Raw genomic sequence first — 13866 nt, 5'->3', positions numbered from 1 at the left:
ATGGCGAATCGCCGATATCGTTACATTAGAATGTTACTGTTCTTTTAATTTTTCTTGTTGTGCGATTAATAAATTGCGTAATATGTGTCCGCGGTAACTTTCTAGTTTTCTTCCTTCATGATAGCGCACACCTAATTTTTTTAGTTCAGCTACGTACCAGCCCTTTGTTCCGTAATACATGGGATCACTTCCTTTTTGCTTTTGAACAGTATATGTTGGGGGACGAAATAACTTTACATTGAAAATAATAAGACTGGTTGTATCAAGGGGGCCCCCATAACATAGCCTCTGGACAGTGTATAAAAAAATAGACAGTAGTGTATGTTTTTCTAAACAATGCATACAAATTTATACCCTATGCGTTGGCATGATATTTGCAATGAAAAGAGTATCAACGTATAGGGGAGAGATCGAAATGAAGGTTAGTAAAATATATACAACGATTGATGCACACGTAGCTGGGGAACCACTTCGAATTATTACGGGCGGCGTGCCAGAAATAAAAGGGGAAACGCAGCTGGAAAGACGCGCGTACTGTATGGAACATTTGGACCATCTTCGTGAAGTTCTGATGTATGAACCGAGAGGGCATCACGGAATGTACGGTTGTATCATTACACCGCCAGCAAGTGCTCACGCTGATTTTGGCGTATTATTTATGCACAATGAAGGCTGGAGTACGATGTGTGGTCACGGTATTATCGCTGTTATTACAGTCGGAATTGAAACAGGCATGTTTGAAGTAAAGGGGGAAAAACAAAAGTTCATTATTGATAGCCCGGCTGGGGAAGTCATTGCGTATGCAACATATAACGGGAGTGAAGTAGAATCTGTATCATTTGAAAATGTTCCTTCATTTGTATACAAAAAAGACGTTCCTATTAAAATAGATAACTATGAATTTCAAGTAGATATCGCGTTTGGCGGAGCTTTTTATGCGGTAGTAGACTGTAAAGAATTTGGTTTGAAAGTTGATTTTAAAGACTTGCCCGCTATTCAAGCGTGGGGCGGTAAAATTAAGCACTACATCGAGAGCAAAATGGAAGTGAAGCATCCACTTGAAGAAGGATTAAAAGGGATATACGGCGTTATTTTCTCAGATGAACCGAAAGGAGAAGACGCAACTTTACGAAATGTAACAATCTTTGCTGATGGGCAAGTAGATCGTTCTCCTTGCGGTACAGGAACTTCCGCAAGAATCGCAACTCTTTTTGGAAAAGATGCTTTACAAAAGGGAGAAATTTTCGTCCATGAATGCATTACTGACGGGAAATTCGAGGGGGAAGTATTGTCGGTAACCGCAGTAGATACATATGAAGCTGTCGTTCCAAAAGTAACGGGGAATGCCTTTATTACAGGATTTCATCAGTTCGTTGTAGACCCGAGAGATGATTTGAATCGAGGATTTTTGTTAGGATAAGAGGAGGGGGTGGAAAGATATGCTAGTCATAAGCGCGAACGAACAAAGAAACTTAGTAAATATGAATGAAGTTATTGAATACGCGGCGCTTGCTTTAAAAGAATTTTCCGCAGAAAGAACGATTACACCAATAAGAGGCTCATTACCATTTGCGAACGAGCAAAATACGGCATTAATTATGCCTTCAGTAGCGGAAGGACTTGAGGCACTTGGAGTAAAAATAGTAACGGTAGTCCCGCAAAATAAACAGATAGGAAAGAAAACGATCAATGGGATTGTGATGCTATCAGACTTTCAAACGGGAGAACCGCTCGCACTTCTAGAAGGATCGTACTTAACGATGATCCGAACGGGCGCCTTATCAGGAGTAGCGACAAAATATTTAGCTCGTCATAACGCAAAAACCTTATGCATTATCGGCACGGGTGAACAAGCGAAAGGAATTGCCGAAGCAATATTTGCGGTTAGAGATATCGAAAAAGTCATCTTATACAATCGCACAGAAGAAAAAGCGTATGCATTTGCACAACATATACAAGAGAAATTTGGTAAACCTGCTTACGTTTACAAGGATCCAAATGAAGCAATACGTGAAGCAGACATCATCGTCACAACTACGAACGCAACCACACCAGTCTTCTCAGAAATCTTGCAAAAAGGCGTCCACGTAAACGCCGTCGGCTCATTCAGACCGAGCATGCAAGAACTACCCTCACACGCCATCACAAGCGCAAACAAAGTAGTAGTCGAATCAAAAGAAGCAGCACTAGACGAAACAGGAGACCTTCAAGTTCCGATAAAAGAAGGTCTATTCAAAGTAAACGCCATTCACGCTGAACTTGGTCAAATTATAAGTGGAGAAAAAGCTGGACGCGAAAATGATGAAGAGATTACTGTTTTTAAATCGGTTGGTTTGGCAGTAGTAGATATTATTGTTGCAAAGTATTTGTATGAGAAAGCGGTGGAGCAAGGAGTAGGGAATAAGATTGAGTTTTGAGACTGCCTTTTGGTGGTCTTTTTTTCAATTCATCAAATGTCATGATAACCTCCTAAATGTGTTTTTTGTCTTTAATCCCATTCTACATTTTCGATCATATATAACAATCATTTCAGAGTTTTTTTTGGAAGCTACTAGTTTTTTAACTCATTTTATGAGGTAACCTATGCGTGGTCTTTTTATTTTATCTTCCGCATAAATATATTTTATCGCAAGAATGCATTAATAGATTACAAACTTTCTACCTTTGCGAAAAAGTTTGACAATACATACGGGTAGTGGTAATTTAAAACCTATAAGAAAACTCGGTATTAATTCCGAGTTTTCTTATAGGTGTAAATAGTCGAGAGGGGTCGAAATATGAAGAAGAAGTTGTTTGTATTACCATTTGTCCTACTATTATTTATCGCATTAGCTGCTTGTTCAGGGGAAAAAGATTCGAAGCAAGCAGGAACTAGTAAATCAGGGACTCCGAAAGACGGAGGGGCGTTAACGATTGGTGTTAGCGATAATCCAGATACGATGAATCCGCTTTATGCGAATGATCGTGTGTCATTAACTGTGCAGCAGGCTTTATATGCGCCGCTATATCATATGGAAAATGGTAAGAAAAAGTTTGTTCTTGCTGAGAGCTTTATGCCTTCAGAAGATCAATTAACTTGGACACTGAAGTTAAAAGATAATTTGAAATGGCATGATGGTAAGAAAATTACATCAGACGATATAGCATTTACATTCCAATCTATTTTGGATGAAAAGCAAAATAGCTCAAGTCGTGAAAACTTTATTTTTAAAGGAAAGCCGCTTGAGGTGAAAAAGGTAGATGAGTTAACAACTCAATTCGTTTTACCACAAGTAAGCGCATCTTTTGAAGGTGTGATGAATGATTTCTTCCCAATTCCGAAACATGTATTTGAAGGGGAAGCAGATTTAGCGAAGAGTAAGAAAAACTTACAGCCTGTAGGTTCAGGACCGTTTAAGTTTAAAGAGTATAAATCAGATGAGTACGTTGCATTAGATCGATTTGATGATTATGTAGGTGGGAAAGCTAAATTAGACTCTATCGTATACCGCGTTGTAAAAGACCGTAATACAGCAAATGTTTCACTGCAAAATGGTCAAATCAACATGAAGATGATTGAGCCGCAAGACTTTAAGAAATTGGATAGCACTGGGAACTTCTCAATGGTGACATTCCCTGAAGGTAGATTATTCTACTTATCTTATAACATGAATACAGATTTGATGAAGAAAAAAGAAGTGCGCCAAGCAATTGCGCATGCGTTAGATAAAAAAGAAATGATTAACTCAGCATTCGTTTCAGGTGAATTTGCAGAACCAGCAAATTCAATCTTAACGCCAGACGCTATGTATTATGCGAAAGATATTAAAGACTATAAGTATGATAAAAAAGAAGCGAAAGATTTATTAGCAAAAGCTGGCGTGAAAGATAACGAAAAAGTACGTGTGATGTATGTAACGAATAATAAAATCATGGAAAGCTTAGCGCTTTATACACAACAAAAATTAAAAGAAGTTGGCTTAGAAGTTGAACTAAATGCATTAGATGCTAGTGCAGCAAGTGAAAAAGGCTTAGATAAAGAAAATAAAGAATATGACATTACATTTGGTGGTTACATAATGGGACCTGAGCCAGATTCATATAAGAGCTTATTCTTAAGTAATGCTGAATACAATTATGCGCGATATAAAAACGCTGATTTCGATAAGTTATGGGAAGAAGCTGCAGTTGAAACAGATAAAACAAAACGCGCAGAGCTATACCATAGAATTCAAGAGACAGCGAGAGAAGACGTACCTTATCTACCAATCGCGTATCCGAAAGCAGTTATTGCAGTAGATAAAAAGTTTGATGGATTAAAAGAAGCAAAAGCAATTCCTGTCACAATGTTTGAAGATTTATCTAAGATTTATGAAGTGAAATAAGAAACAATAAAGAAGCTGGTGGAAATCAGCTTCTTTAGCTTGAGGGGGGAAGTTTGTGTATAAAGTAATTGCGAAGAGGCTTTTAAATGCAATTCCGCTTTTATTTGTTATTTCTATTATTTCTTTTCTATTAATAAAACTAGCACCGGGGGATCCGGTTCGAAACTTTGTAACGCCAAACATGAGTCCAATTGATGTGGAGCGTATTCGTAAAAGTTTAGGACTAGATCAACCAATTTACGTGCAGTATTTTTTATGGTTAAAAAATATTTTAACAGGAAACTTTGGTTACTCACTTCAAAATCATCGTCCTGTTTTGGAACTTATCACAGAAAGATTACCTGCAACAATTGGATTAATGGGATCATCTTTACTCGTCTCATTCGTAATCGCAATACCACTTGGACTATTTACAGGTGTGAAAAAGAATTCATTCTTTGACCGCATTGTAAACTTTATTTCATACGTTGGTATTTCTATGCCGGTTTTCTGGTTTGCACTACTATTAGTCTACTTATTCTCTTTAAAATTGAACCTACTTCCGAGTATGGGTATGCGCACCGTAGGTAAAGATTCTGTTTGGGATATTGTGCAACACGGCATTTTACCTTGTATGGTGCTAGCGTTCCAAAACGTATCTGTTTATATGAGATATATTCGTTCAAGTACGATTCAGCAATTAGAAGAAGAATATGTACAAATTCAATATGCGTACGGTGCTTCAAAGAAAACGGTTTTATTTAATCACGTACTTCGAAATGTATTAATACCAATCATTACAATTTTCGGCTTATCGATTCCAAGTTTAGTAGGCGGAGCGTTCATTACGGAAACAGTATTCTCATGGCCGGGTCTTGGTTCACTTGGGGTAAATGCTATTTTTAGATTTGATTATCCGATTATCATGGCAATTACATTACTATCATCATTCATGTTAATTCTCGGTAACTTAATTGCTGATATTTTATATGGCGTAGTAGATCCGCGCATTCGAATGAGGGGGTGATTTGGAATGAATAATAGGAGATTTCAAACGATAAAACATAGCTTTACGAAAAATAAGTTTGTTGCAATGGGAGTTATTATACTTGCGGTTTTAACGGTCGCATCAATTTTCGCATTCGTGTCGCCGTACGATCCTAGCAAAATGTCGATTCCAGATCGCTTACAAGAACCGAGTATGAGTCATCCTTTCGGAACGGATGATTACGGAAGGGATTACTTAACGAGAGCGTTATATGGCGGACGAGTTTCACTTGCGGTCGGTTTCCTTGCGATGGTTGTTTCTATTACAATCGGTACTGCAGTTGGAACAATTAGCGGGTATTTTGGCGGAAAGTTAGACAACTTTTTAATGCGAGTTGTTGAAGTGCTTATGTCAATTCCATCATTCTTTTTAATGCTACTATTAAATGCGTATTTAAAACCAGGAATTACGACGTTAGTTCTTATTATCGGATTACTAACATGGATGGACACCGCGCGCATTGTAAGGGCAGAAACGTTATCTGTAAAAGAGCGTGAGTACGTTTTATACGCAAAAGTATCAGGACAAAAATCACTTATGATTATTGTAAGACATATCATTCCTAACATTTTATCAACCATTATTATCGCCGCGACATTAACAATTGCGACATCGATTTTAATGGAATCATCACTTAGTTTCCTAGGTTTAGGGATTAGAGAACCAGATTCTTCTTGGGGCAGTATGCTAAACAATGCGCAAGGATATATTGGTGAAGCTTGGTATTTAACACTCTTCCCAGGATTCCTTATCCTTTTAACGGTACTTAGTTTTAACGTAATTGGTGAAGCATTGAAGAAAGCTTTCGCACCAAAAGGAGCCGGACATGAAAACTAAAGTGTTAAGTGAAAGGAGTGAGAAGCGTGTCTGAAAAACTACTAGAAGTGAAAAATTTAAAGACTTCTTTTTTCATAGAAAGTGGCGAAGTTGAAGCGGTTCGCGGCGTTACATTTCGCTTACATAAAGGAGAAGTAGTTGGTATCGTTGGGGAATCTGGAAGCGGGAAGAGTGTAATGGCGAAGTCTGTTATGTCTCTCGTTACGTCACCAGGAAAAGTGAAAGAAGGGGAAATCCTTTTTCATAATGAAAACATACTTTCTAAATCTGAAAAAGAATTACGTTCTATTAGAGGAAATCAAATTTCACTTATCTCTCAAGACCCAATGTCAGCGCTAAATCCGGTCGTGAAAATTGGGAAACAAATGATGGAAGTAATTATACGTCATCAAAAAGTGAAAAAGAAAGAAGCAGAGCAGATCGCGATTAACTTGTTAAAGCAAGTCGGCCTTTCGTCACCAGAAGAAAGGGTAAAACAATATCCGCATGAACTAAGCGGTGGTATGAAGCAGCGGGTTATGATCGCAATGGCGATGTCTTGTAACCCTGACCTTCTTATTGCTGACGAACCGACGACTGCACTTGATGTAACGATACAGGCGCAAATACTAGATTTAATGAAAAACTTAAAGAACGAAACGAATATGGCGTTACTTCTTATTACGCATGACTTAGGAATTGTCGCGCAAAACTGTACGCGCGTCATCGTTATGTACGGCGGGCTTATTATGGAAGAAGGACCTGTACTTGATATTTTCCAATCGCCGAATCATCCATATACGAAAGGGTTATTAAACTCTTTGCCAAAAATCGCAAACGGCGTAAAAGAAAGACTTGCTCCCATTCAAGGTGTAACGCCAAACTTATTAAACCCACCACAAGGTTGCCCGTTCGCAGAGCGTTGCCCGCATGCGATGGACATTTGTGAAAAAGAACGTCCACCATATTTTGAAATCGGAAACGAAAGACGTTCCATGTGCTGGCTAAACGATAGGGCGGTAGGTGATTTTCATGCATGAAGAAAACTTAATTGAAGTTCGGAACTTAAAAAAGTATTTTCCTATTAAAAAAAGACTATTCGGCAGAAAAACAGAGCAATTAAAAGCAGTCGATGACTTAAGCTTCACCATTAAAAAAGGTGAAACATTCGGGTTAGTAGGAGAATCTGGCTGCGGAAAATCAACGACAGGAAGAAGCATCATTCGTTTACACGACGTCACTTCAGGTAACGTTTTATTCGACGGAAAAGATATCGCAAGTTTAAAGGAAAGTGAACTAAAAGAATATCGAAAAAGAATGCAAATCATTTTCCAAGATCCATACGCATCATTAAACCCGGCAATGAACGTATTCCAAATTATTAGTGAGCCAATGAACATTCATGGATCTTATGAAAAAGAAGAACAAAAAGAAATCATATTAGACCTGCTTAAAAAGGTAGGCTTAAAAGAAGAACATTTATATCGCTACCCGCACGAATTTAGCGGGGGCCAGCGCCAGCGCATTAGCATCGCGCGCGCACTATCTGTAAAACCAGACTTTATCCTATGTGACGAACCAATCTCAGCACTAGATGTCTCAGTCCAAGCGCAAGTCGTAAACATGCTGCAAGACATTCAAGAAGAAACAGGCGTCACATATTTATTCATCGCACATGACCTATCGATGGTAAGACACATATCAGACCGAATCGGAGTCATGTACTTAGGAAACATAGTAGAAATTGCCGATAGTGAAGACCTATACGCAAAACCGGCACATCCATACACACAAGCACTACTCTCATCCATGCCAGAACCAGATCCAACAAACACCGGCAAAGAACGGATCATCCTAGAGGGGGAAGTTCCAAGCCCGCTCAACTCACCGTCCGGCTGCAAATTTAGAACGCGCTGCAAATTCGCCACTGAAAAATGCGCACAGGAAGTACCGAAGATGGTTGAGATTGCGAAAGGGCATGAGGTGGCTTGTCATTTGTTTTAGAGGGAGAGCACTAGGGGGACCTGGTGCTTTTTTTCTTTGTAGGTGAACGTGATGTGGGATTGGTTGGTGGTTTTGGTGATAGTTTTCACGAAATTTGTCGGTAAATCGATATGTTGTGTCGAAACGTTGATATATTCGGAGTTACGATCGATATAATTGAATAATCGTTGATATATTTTTGTAAAGAGTGGGATTAGTTGTAGATTAATGTAGAAATTTAATGTTTTCGAAAAAAAAGAATTGACTTCTATATTAGTTGTAACTAAAATAGTTACATAAAGATGTAATCAATTTAGTTACAACTAATATCTACTAAAAATATGATTTATATATTTAATTAAGGATGGTGGTCCATACGTTGCCACCCGGTGTAGAAAGTTACTAACACATTCAAATCGATGCATATTCTAAGCTTTAGTATTTTCTGTTACGGGGCAATAAGGTGAAACGTTATCTTTTGTTAAAAACCTTGGTGGATCTTTCTTTGGAAATATTAGTTTTGGGGAAATATAGTAAGGTATCTAAAAAAGAATAAGGTATAAAAAGATGTACTTATATAAACCAAAAATTTAGTTGAGCTGGATAATAAAAAAAAGGTAGGAGATTTAAATGGAGACGAAACAAGATAATCTTATTTACGTATGGGATGCATATTGTGGATGGTGCTATGGTTTTTCAGAAAGTATTAAAGGATTTTACAAAAACCACACTGAAGTGCCATTAACGGTTTTATGTGGAGGGTTATTTTTAGATGATTTACCAATGAAAAACTTCTCATATATAGAAGAAGGAAATAAAAGAATTAATCAACTTACAGGTGCTGAATTTGGTCCTTCCTATCAAAAATTGGTGGAGGAAGGGACTTTTAAAATGAATTCGAAAGATGCTGCAATTGGTTTTTCAGCTTTACGCTCATTAGCGCCAGACCGTTTATTAGAATTCACTTCGGCTATGCAAAAAGCGTTTTATTATGAGGGCCAAAGTCTGAGTGATCCAGAAACATATCGCAAAATTGCAATCGAGCATGGTTTGGACCCTGAACAAGTATTAGAACGTTTAAACGCTCAAGAAACAATAATAGATGTCCAAAATGATTTCAATAAAGTTCGACAGCTTGGTGTTAATAGCTATCCTTCCTTACTTTTACAAAAGGATAATCAAATTATTCCTATTGGTGGTGGCGTAATGACGCCGGATAAAATTGAAGCGCGTTTTAAAAATTTATATTAAGAAAATTTAGGATATAGTAGCAAACATGTTATCTTAAGCCACCTGACATTTATCTCCGGAATATTCGCCAGTACTATTACACTTTCAGATAAATGGGAGTGGGAGATTTTATCCCGCTTTAACGGGCAGTAAGACCCCCACCTCAAAATTCAGTGGAAGCAAAGAAGTTAGGTGGGGGATCAACTGTCCGTAAAAGTCCGATTGGTGTGGGCTAATAATCAGTGGGGGATGAACAAAACCCCCACTGATTAAAGTTTCACTTTATCGGAACAAGATAAAAATATGATAATTAGTTCATAACTTTAACAAAAGGAGAATAACATACTATGTTTAAAACAATCGATACAAATCAAAAAGATGTGAAATTAACGGTGTTTAGTTCGGACGAAAAAAGCTTTATGGTCACAGCAACATTAGTTGAGAAAGCAGGACATGCATTTTTAATAAACTCAAAATTTACTCAATCTGATTCGAAAGAAATTGTGGAGTATCTGAAAAAAAATAACTTATCTTTAGATAAAATCTTTATTATTCATGGGGATCCAGACTACTACTTTGGATTAGAGAGCATTAAAGCCGTTTACCCAGAAGCTATAGCGTATGCAACAGAGTCTACTGTTGAACATATCGTTCATTCTGTCTTAGGGAAATTAAAAGTTTGGAAAGACGCCCTTGGAGAAAATGCACCAAGTAACGTGGTATTACCTCAAGTGTTTAAAGAAAAAGTGATTGATTTTCAGGGGTTAACATTTGAACTAGTAGGCTTAGATCATTACAGAACTAGCCTATTTAATAAAGAACTAAAAGTATTAATTGGTGGTATTGATGTCTTTAACGAAATACATGTATTCTTAGCGGATACTAGCTCAAAAGCGACTATGGAGGCGTGGATTGAGAACTTGAAAGTATTACAAGCGTTACATGCTGACATAATTGTACCTAGCCATGGATCAATTGAAAAATCCCTAAATAATCAAGCACTTACTGCGACAATGGATTATCTAAGAACTGCGGTTCAAGCTTCTGAGGAAAGTGGAACTTCAAAAGATTTTGTGGCAAAACTTGAAGCAGCATATCCAGGCTATGCAAATAAAGGTGTATTAGAATTAAGTGCAAAAGTTGTAACAAAAGAAATGCCTTGGGGTTAATGATATGAATAAATATCAAAAACTATTACATGAAACGTATGTGTTAACTGGCGAAGGGAAATTGGATACGTTCAAAACGTATTTAAGTGAAAATGTATCTTGGACAGAAGCTGCTGGGTTTCCATATGCAGGTACTTATATAGGTCCAGATGAAGTAGTGAAAAACGTACATGAACGTCTTGGCACAGAATGGGATGACTATAGCGCTAAAGATGAAATTTATGCTTTTAATAACAATACTGTTATCGTGTATGGAAAATATAGTGGGACATATAAAACTACAGGGAAATCGTTCATAGCAGATTTTTGTCACCTTTATAAGTTTGATGAGAACGATAAGGTTAAGAAGTTTATTCAAATTGTGGACAGTGCAACTGTTAATGAGGTATTAAGTTAGAGTTAATCGTTTCTAATATGCCTTGTATAGGGGGAGGTTAGGATAAATGAAATTCCTAACATTACCCCTGACATTACATTTTTGGGAAGGTTTCTCCTTCTTCAAACTTTTTATAGAAGAAAACTTATTTAAGTAGAAGAGGTAGGTATATATGAAATTAGAGAAAAGTTTAATCATAACAATTATTTCTGTATTTATTTTAGGAGTAGTTTCGACTTTGGTATATCAAGCTTCCACCGGTAATAACAAAGGAAACTCAATAAAGAGCGAGAATGTTGCTTCTGTATCAAAAGAAGTGAAAGAAAATGAAAAGAATAAAAAGATGGTAGTTGATTTCTATAATGAAGTTTTTAACAAACATAATATCGATATTATCCCTAAATATGTTAGCGAAGATTATAAGCAACATAATCCTTTTGTTGCTGATGGACGAAAAGCCTTCATGGATTTCTTTAAGGATGATTTTGTTAAAAATCCTAATTCCTCTGCAGAGATTAAACGTGTAGTAGCTGAAGGGGATACAGTTGCTCTTCATGTACATTCTCGTACTAATTCTCAAGATAAGGGAGTTGCTATAGTGGATATATTTCGTATCAAGGATGGAAAGATTGTTGAACACTGGGATGTAATTCAAGAGATTCCAAGTGAAGCAGCTAATGATAATACGATGTTTTAGATAGAAGATATATTTAATAATTGTTTAATTGATAGTGCTTTGTAGAATTTAGATAAGTAAAGGAGATGTCCTAGTACCATGCCTGGGACATCTCCTTTTTGTTTTAACGATATTTAATTTATTGTTATTTGTATTTTTTATGTACTACTATTCAAGTACATATCATTTCAGGCGGTTTTCTTTTATCCCGCATTAACGGGCAGTAAGATCCCCACCTCAAAATTCAGCGAAAGCAAAGAAATTAGGTGGGGGCTGATTAAAGTTTCAATTTATGCTTCTATATCTTTTCCCTCTTCTACACCAGCAAAAGCAAATCAGATAAAAATGTAGGGCTTAAGTAACTAAAATAAAGAAAAAGCCATACAAGTAGTATGACTTTCTTTGCGGAACAATTAAGCTTGTGGTGCAGGCGGTCTTCCATGATCGTAAGTAGGTGCACCAGTATTACCATCAGCTATACCCCAAGGCTCCCCGTGTGTGTAAGATGAAGACCACCCTTCTCCATGTGTATATTCTGGAGAAGTACCGATATGCCCATCACTAAATGCTAAATCAGGTCTTTGTGGTGCAGGTGTGTCACCTTTGTTTAATGCCGAAAATTCTAAGTTGTTACTTATACCAAAAGTCATAATTCCAGCTAACGTTAAACCTGCTATTGTTAATCCAAACTTTTTCATTACTTTAACGCCCCTTTAGCTAATAGTTTTTTCTTTGCTTCATTACTCATATAAAAATATTTACTAGCCTTCACATGATGTTCCTCTGCATAAAATTTATTCGCTAATCGTTCTGCATATTCTTCAATGCAATCCCATAACTCTTCTTTTTTAAAGTATGAAACTCCTGCTAATACAACAGCTTCTAATTCTGTAGTGTTAGACGTGTTGTTCAATTTTTCTAAGATTTTAAAGCGATATTGATATTCTTTATTTGCTAATTCATTGCAAATGTTTAAGCCCTTTTCGATGAGTTGAGATGCTACTGTCGTTTCGCCTAATTTTAAATTTTCATCTGCTTGTAAATATAGGGCTTTAAAGTGATTTGGTATATTTTCTGTAACCTCTGATAAGTGACGAATTGCTAAAGAGGATAGATTTTGATTTGCATATAATAGTCCAATGTTATTTCTAACACGTAGTAACAATGTTCTTTCATTTTTACTTTTTAGAATATCTATGGCAGTGTTAAAACTTTCTTCGGCTTGTTCAAATTGCCTTAAATCTATACAAGCTAATCCAAAAACATTGTCACATAATGCTACATTAATTTTATAGCCTGTTTGTTTAGAGAAAATATCTTTAGCTATTCGTATGTAATCAATAGCTAAAAGCGGTTTATAGATTTGATAATAAAATGAAGCTAAACGGTAATTAAATTCAGCTTCTTCTACTTCATTCATTGCGTACATTAAAAGTTTTTTCGCCTTCTCAAAATATTCTTTTGCTTCATTATAGTCTGCAAGAATTGTGCTGTGAATAGCTTTGAAGAAGTGATAATAATAGGATAAAAAACTACTATCAGGTATATCAAAGGAGTTAATTTCATTAAAGCTATCTTTTGTAATGTTAAGTCCATCGGTTAGTACTTTATATCTAAAGTCTAATAATGAATAGTATAATAATAAATTTTTATCTTCTTTTATACTGGAAAGCTTATCTTCAACTTCTTGTTTTAAGTTTGTTGCTTGTACATTTTGATGTTGTAGTATAGCTTGATACCAGTCATTAAATAATTTTGAAATCTGTTCATTCCCCTTCACTGGAACACGCATATAATCCCTTCCTTTTCTGAATAGTCTTACATTAAATAATAGCAAGTATAGAATATAATGGAAATTGAAATTTGTTATTTCTCAACATTTGTTTAACAATTTTATTTTCAATTATATAACTAATCGTATTCATTCTAACTGTTTAGTAAATTCAAATATTTGGTACAGTGAAATAATTCTACACGGTACAATTTTTTTATAAATGCTATGAATGCCGTTAAAGAAAAAGCAAAGAAAGACTTCCAAGATGATTACATGACACAGAATTACGTAGCAGATGAACAATCTAAGGTATTTGATTATATAAATGGTATTGAACTCAAATCTCAGGAAGAACTAAACGTTATGAAGAAAGTGATCAACGACTTCCCTAATGACTTCATGACTACTGAATATGTTTATAACAGATAAAAGCTATGAACAAGCAGTAATA

General features: G+C 36.2%; 14 protein-coding genes and 1 pseudogene. 12 read left to right on the top strand and 3 right to left on the bottom strand.

What is annotated here, in order from left to right; translation table 11 throughout:
* Nucleotides 1-33: 33 nt before the first annotated feature.
* A complete protein-coding gene (locus ACTFSL_RS17710; protein WP_440042155.1) occupies nt 34-309 on the bottom strand; it encodes a YflJ family protein in 276 nt (91 codons plus the stop codon).
* Between the two features lie 106 nt (nt 310-415).
* On the opposite strand from ACTFSL_RS17710, the gene ACTFSL_RS17705 reads away from it, so the two are divergent.
* The 11 genes from ACTFSL_RS17705 (at nt 416) to ACTFSL_RS17655 (ending at nt 11662) form a co-directional block, all read left to right on the top strand.
* A complete protein-coding gene (locus ACTFSL_RS17705) occupies nt 416-1420 on the top strand; it encodes a proline racemase family protein (protein ID WP_416516346.1) in 1005 nt (334 codons plus the stop codon).
* Nucleotides 1421-1439: 19 nt separating this feature from the next.
* Nucleotides 1440-2417, top strand: coding sequence for an ornithine cyclodeaminase family protein (locus ACTFSL_RS17700; RefSeq protein WP_440042143.1), 978 nt, complete (start codon nt 1440-1442; stop codon nt 2415-2417).
* Nucleotides 2418-2777: 360 nt separating this feature from the next.
* Nucleotides 2778-4364 (top strand): ABC transporter substrate-binding protein, encoded by a 1587-nt coding sequence (locus ACTFSL_RS17695; RefSeq protein WP_440042142.1) that lies wholly within the window; start codon nt 2778-2780, stop codon nt 4362-4364.
* 55 nt (nt 4365-4419) lie between these two features.
* The gene (locus ACTFSL_RS17690) at nt 4420-5370 is read left to right on the top strand and encodes an ABC transporter permease (protein WP_000278778.1); all 951 of its coding nucleotides are present in this window, start codon (nt 4420-4422) and stop codon (nt 5368-5370) included.
* A gap of 6 nt (nt 5371-5376) precedes the next feature.
* A complete protein-coding gene (locus tag ACTFSL_RS17685) occupies nt 5377-6228 on the top strand; it encodes an ABC transporter permease (RefSeq protein WP_001065285.1) in 852 nt (283 codons plus the stop codon).
* Nucleotides 6229-6254: 26 nt separating this feature from the next.
* Nucleotides 6255-7247 carry an ABC transporter ATP-binding protein gene (locus ACTFSL_RS17680; protein ID WP_440042141.1) on the top strand — a complete coding sequence of 331 codons (993 nt, stop codon included), beginning with the start codon at nt 6255-6257 and terminating at the stop codon, nt 7245-7247.
* Complete coding sequence (locus ACTFSL_RS17675; RefSeq protein WP_440042140.1) at nt 7240-8211, top strand: ABC transporter ATP-binding protein; 972 nt, start codon at nt 7240-7242, stop codon at nt 8209-8211. The genes ACTFSL_RS17680 and ACTFSL_RS17675 overlap by 8 nt, the downstream gene beginning before the upstream one ends.
* Before the next feature lie 609 nt (nt 8212-8820).
* Nucleotides 8821-9441 (top strand): DsbA family protein, encoded by a 621-nt coding sequence (locus tag ACTFSL_RS17670; protein WP_000448612.1) that lies wholly within the window; start codon nt 8821-8823, stop codon nt 9439-9441.
* 326 nt (nt 9442-9767) lie between these two features.
* Nucleotides 9768-10589, top strand: a complete 822-nt coding sequence (locus ACTFSL_RS17665) for a hypothetical protein (protein ID WP_025686887.1) — start codon at nt 9768-9770, stop codon at nt 10587-10589.
* Between the two features lie 4 nt (nt 10590-10593).
* Nucleotides 10594-10986 (top strand): nuclear transport factor 2 family protein, encoded by a 393-nt coding sequence (locus ACTFSL_RS17660; protein ID WP_440042139.1) that lies wholly within the window; start codon nt 10594-10596, stop codon nt 10984-10986.
* A 151-nt stretch (nt 10987-11137) separates the two neighbouring features.
* Nucleotides 11138-11662, top strand: a complete 525-nt coding sequence (locus tag ACTFSL_RS17655) for a nuclear transport factor 2 family protein (protein ID WP_000764211.1) — start codon at nt 11138-11140, stop codon at nt 11660-11662.
* A gap of 392 nt (nt 11663-12054) precedes the next feature.
* Here the strand turns inward: ACTFSL_RS17655 and ACTFSL_RS17650 are convergent, their stop codons facing one another.
* Nucleotides 12055-12339 carry a hypothetical protein gene (locus tag ACTFSL_RS17650; protein WP_071740888.1) on the bottom strand — a complete coding sequence of 95 codons (285 nt, stop codon included), beginning with the start codon at nt 12337-12339 and terminating at the stop codon, nt 12055-12057.
* Nucleotides 12339-13433 carry a RapH N-terminal domain-containing protein gene (locus ACTFSL_RS17645; protein WP_100651331.1) on the bottom strand — a complete coding sequence of 365 codons (1095 nt, stop codon included), beginning with the start codon at nt 13431-13433 and terminating at the stop codon, nt 12339-12341. The genes ACTFSL_RS17650 and ACTFSL_RS17645 overlap by 1 nt, the downstream gene beginning before the upstream one ends.
* Nucleotides 13434-13637: 204 nt before the next feature.
* Between ACTFSL_RS17645 and ACTFSL_RS17640 the strand changes: the two are divergent.
* Nucleotides 13638-13864: pseudogene (locus ACTFSL_RS17640) on the top strand (hypothetical protein); the annotation flags it as partial.
* Nucleotides 13865-13866: the final 2 nt, after the last annotated feature.

Origin of the sequence: Bacillus cereus group sp. MYBK108-1 (assembly GCF_051917185.1) — a bacterium.
Taxonomy (GTDB): Bacteria; Bacillota; Bacilli; order Bacillales; family Bacillaceae_G; genus Bacillus_A; species Bacillus_A cereus.
This window is presented reverse-complemented; position numbering and strand designations above follow the sequence as displayed.

Excerpts from the sequence above, each read along its gene's own strand:
- ACTFSL_RS17705 (WP_416516346.1), top strand. The coding sequence starts at position 416 with ATGAAGGTTAGTAAAATATATACAACGATTGATGCACACGTAGCTGGG.
- ACTFSL_RS17700 (WP_440042143.1), top strand. The coding sequence starts at position 1,440 with ATGCTAGTCATAAGCGCGAACGAACAAAGAAACTTAGTAAATATGAAT.
- ACTFSL_RS17695 (WP_440042142.1), top strand. The coding sequence starts at position 2,778 with ATGAAGAAGAAGTTGTTTGTATTACCATTTGTCCTACTATTATTTATC.
- ACTFSL_RS17685 (WP_001065285.1), top strand. The coding sequence starts at position 5,377 with ATGAATAATAGGAGATTTCAAACGATAAAACATAGCTTTACGAAAAAT.
- ACTFSL_RS17675 (WP_440042140.1), top strand. The coding sequence starts at position 7,240 with ATGCATGAAGAAAACTTAATTGAAGTTCGGAACTTAAAAAAGTATTTT.
- ACTFSL_RS17670 (WP_000448612.1), top strand. The coding sequence starts at position 8,821 with ATGGAGACGAAACAAGATAATCTTATTTACGTATGGGATGCATATTGT.
- ACTFSL_RS17665 (WP_025686887.1), top strand. The coding sequence starts at position 9,768 with ATGTTTAAAACAATCGATACAAATCAAAAAGATGTGAAATTAACGGTG.
- ACTFSL_RS17660 (WP_440042139.1), top strand. The coding sequence starts at position 10,594 with ATGAATAAATATCAAAAACTATTACATGAAACGTATGTGTTAACTGGC.
- ACTFSL_RS17655 (WP_000764211.1), top strand. The coding sequence starts at position 11,138 with ATGAAATTAGAGAAAAGTTTAATCATAACAATTATTTCTGTATTTATT.
- ACTFSL_RS17650 (WP_071740888.1), bottom strand. The coding sequence starts at position 12,339 with ATGAAAAAGTTTGGATTAACAATAGCAGGTTTAACGTTAGCTGGAATT.
- ACTFSL_RS17645 (WP_100651331.1), bottom strand. The coding sequence starts at position 13,433 with ATGCGTGTTCCAGTGAAGGGGAATGAACAGATTTCAAAATTATTTAAT.